Annotated in this window: 1 protein-coding gene; it reads left to right on the forward strand. The window is 46.4% G+C overall.

The features are described from left to right. Positions 1 to 3,809: DUF559 domain-containing protein (locus PN462_RS16455; protein ID WP_272129906.1), on the forward strand; the 3,809-nt coding region annotated here is incomplete at its 5' end. Positions 3,810 to 4,009 lie beyond the last annotated feature (200 nt).

Genomic DNA, 4,009 nt, shown 5'->3' on the forward strand with positions numbered 1-4,009 from the left:
CCCTAGCCCTCTCCCAGAGGGAGAGGGGACAAGAAGGGGGACAAGAAGGGGGACAAGAAGGGGGACAAGAAGGGGGACAAGAAGGAGGACAAGAAGAAATTCCCCCCCTCGCCCCTAGGGAGAGGGGGACGGGGGGTGAGGGCAACCCAGCAGCAAACTTCTATCGTCAACTGCTATTACTCATCTACCGTCTTCTTTTCCTCATGGTGGCAGAATCGCGGCATCTTTTGTTAGCGGGAGAAGACCCGGAAAAAGTCCGCATCTACCGCGACTATTACAGTATTGAACGGTTACGGGCATTAGCCGAACGCCCCACCTATCGCCGTGAGGGGTTTCAGGATGTGTGGCAGGGGTTACGGGTGACATTTGCCCTGTTTGATGAAAACTGGCGGGGGGAAGTCCTGGGGCTATCTCCCCTCAATGGTGACTTGTTTGGGCAAAATACGCTGCAAGACCTGAATAGTAGTGCCATTGATAACCATGATTTACTCTTAGCCTTACGGGAGTTGTCTTTGTATGAACAACGGGGACTATTGCGACGGGTGAATTATGGCGCGTTGGATGTGGAAGAATTAGGCAGTGTTTATGAAAGTCTATTGGACTTCACGCCCAAAGTTATCTCTAAACAGGGGATTTATGAGTTTCAGTTAGTTACAGGGAGTGAGAGGAAAACAACGGGTTCGTATTACACCCCACCGGAGTTGGTGGGCCAGTTGATTAAGTCTGCGTTAGAACCTGTGATTGAGAATGCCCTCACCCTAGCCCTCTCCCAGTGGGAGAGGGCTAGGGTGAGGGGGTCGGGGGGTGAGGGCAAACCCCAACGCCGCAAATGGGATGTTCCGAGGGAGTTACAGGAGAAAATGCGGGATATTGCCCGTCAGTTCCGCAAAGAACCAACACGAAGCGAAAAGATTTTATGGCAAGCCCTCCGTAACCGTCAGCTAAACAACTACAAATTTAGACGACAGCATCCGATTGGTACATTTGTTGTTGACTTTTTCTGTGATGAAGCAGGTTTAATTGTTGAAGTTGATGGTGGAGTTCACGATACCCCAGAACAACAGAATTTAGACCGTCAACGCCAAGAACTTCTAGAATCATTAGGTTTACGCTTTGTTCGCGTCAGAAGTGAGGCAGTAGAGAGGAATTTACCTGGAGTTTTGGAAACCCTAGCCCATGCCCTAGATTCCCTCACCCTAGCCCTCTCCCAAGGGGAGAGGGGACAAGAGGAAGTAGAAGCCGAAGCAATTCCCCCCCTCGCCCCCAGGGAGAGGGGGACGGGGGGTGAGGGTCTAAAACAAGCCCAGGAACAGGCGTTGTTATCCTTGAAAATTTGTGACCCTGCTTGCGGTTCGGGGCATTTTCTCTTGGCTGCTGCAAGACGGGTGGGGAAGGAGTTGGCCCGCATTCGGACGGGTGAACCTCAACCGTCTCCTGAACCCCTACGTCAAGCGATACGGGATGTCATTCAAAACTGTATCTATGGGGTGGATTTGAACCCGTTGGCAGTGGATTTGTGTAAGGTAGCGTTGTGGATAGAAGGCTTTTGCAAGGGTTATCCCCTCAATTTTTTAGACCATCGGATTAAATGCGGTAATTCGTTGGTGGGGGTGTTGGATATGTCTTGTTTACATGAAGGGATACCGGACAACGCTTATAAACCTGTGACGGGGGATGAGAAAAGGGTTTCGACGGCGGTTCGCAAGGATAATAAGAAGCAACGGGGGGCGATTGAACAGGGACAGTTATCTATGTTTGACTCGGAGCGTGATAGGAGTCTTTACGCGCAGCAGTGGCGAGAGTTGGGGGACATTCCAGAGACGACGACGGATGAGGTGAAGCGCAAGCAAGAGAAGTATCGGGAGAGTCATTCGGAGAGTAACCCCAAGTGGTGGCGAGATGTGACGGCCTGTAATCTCTGGACGGCTGCCTTTTTTATGCCATTGACGGAACAGAATTTGCAGTTGTTACCCACCACTGAGGCGTTACATCGGTTATCGCAAAATAATGTGGTGACTCAGGGGATTGGGATTCAAGATATTGTGGAGGAGGCGGAGAAGTTGAAAAAGAAGCATCGCTTTTTTCATTGGTGTTTAGAGTTTCCTGAAGTGTTTAGTTCGTCGTCTAACTCGGAACAGAAAACGGGGTTTGATTGTGTTTTAGGTAATCCACCTTGGGAACGTATTAAGCTACAGGAAAAGGAGTTTTTTGCTGATAAGGATGAGGCAATAACTAATGCAAAAAATAAAGCAGCGAGAACGAAGTTAATTAAGAAGTTACTGGAAATGCATCCCGCTTTGATGCAAGCCTGGGAAGATGCTAAACATTTTGCAGACGCGCAAGGTAAGTTTGTACGAGAGTCGGGACGTTTTCCTTTAACTGCGTTCGGGGATATTAATACTTATGCGGTGTTTGCTGAAACAACGCGAAAGGTAATTTCACCCTATGGAAGAGCAGGAATTATTGTTCCTACTGGGATAGCAACAGATGCTACTTGTCAACAGTTTTTTGGGGATTTGGTTAAATCGAAAAATTTAGCAAGTTTATATGATTTTGAAAATCGAGAACACTTGTTTTCAGCACTTCACACTAAAACAAAATTCTGTATTTTAATACTTACTAGGAAAACAACAAATAAAATTGATTTTTGTTTTATGGCAACAAATCTTAATAATTTAAAAGATAAAAGAAAAGTTTTCAATTTATCTGAAACTGATATTTTGTTGATTAATCCAAATACGAATAATTGTCCGATTTTTAGAAGTAGTCAAGATGCTGAAATAACAAAGAAAATTTATCAGCGTGTTCCTGTTGTGGAAAATGAAGCAACAGAGGATAATCCTTGGGGAATTTCATTTATGCGTATGTTTGACATGAGTAATGATAGTCATTTATTTAAAGATGAGTCAGGAGAAGGTTTATTACCTTTATATGAAGCAAAATTGTTTTATCATTTCGATCATCGTTGGGCAACTTATGATGTTGAAGGTAAAACACATGATGTTGATTTAAAAGAAAAGATAAATCCTGATTTTACAGCTAATACTCGTTATTGGGCTGATATAAAAGAAGTTGAAAATAGATTGCAAAATTATAATAAAGAATGGTTGTTAGGATTTAGAGGAATTACTGATTCAAGAAATGAAAGAACAGCAATTTTTACTATTCTTCCTAAAGTTGGATCAGGAAATAGTGCGCCTCTTATGCTAGTTGACATCAAAAAAGCTCTTTTAGTCTCATGTTTACAAGCAAGTTTGAGTAGTTTAGTTTTCGATTTTATAACTCGTCAAAAAGTTGGTGGCACTAACTTTAACTTCTTCATCGTTAAACAACTCCCCGTTATCCCCCCAGAAACCTACACCCAAACAGACATCGACTACATCACCCCCCGCGTCCTCGAACTGACTTACACCGCCTGGGATATGCAACCCTTCGCCCAAGACATCTGGGAAGAAGCCAGCGACCAAATGCGCCAAACCATCCGCCAACAATGGCAAACCAACCGCCAACAAACCCCACTCCAGTCCCCCCTCGCCTCCCAGGAGAGGGGGTTAGGGGGTGAGGTCGTCCCCCCCTTCATCTGGAATGAACAAAGACGCGCCATCCTTCGCGCTGAACTGGATGCCAAATTCGCCAAACTCTACGGCTTAACCCGTGACGAACTCCGCTACATCCTCGACCCCGCCGACATCTACGACGAAGACTTCCCCAGCGAAACCTTCAGAGTATTAAAGAACAACGAAATCAAGAAATATGGCGAATATCGCACCCAACGCTTAGTCCTTGCCGCGTGGGACATGATGGGGTAGCCCTCACTAGCCCTCACCCTAAATCCCTCTCCCACAGGGCGAGGGACTTTCAGATTACTCCTTGCCGCGTGGGACATGATGGGGTAGCCCTCACCCTAAATCCCTCTCCCACAGGGCGAGGGACTTTCAGATTACTCCTTGCCGCGTGGGACATGATGGGGTAGCCCTCACCCTAAATCCCTCTCCCACAGGGCGAGGGA

The organism is Spirulina sp. CS-785/01 (genome assembly GCF_028330525.1).
In the GTDB taxonomy this organism is placed as follows: domain Bacteria; phylum Cyanobacteriota; class Cyanobacteriia; order Cyanobacteriales; family Spirulinaceae; genus JAQMSD01.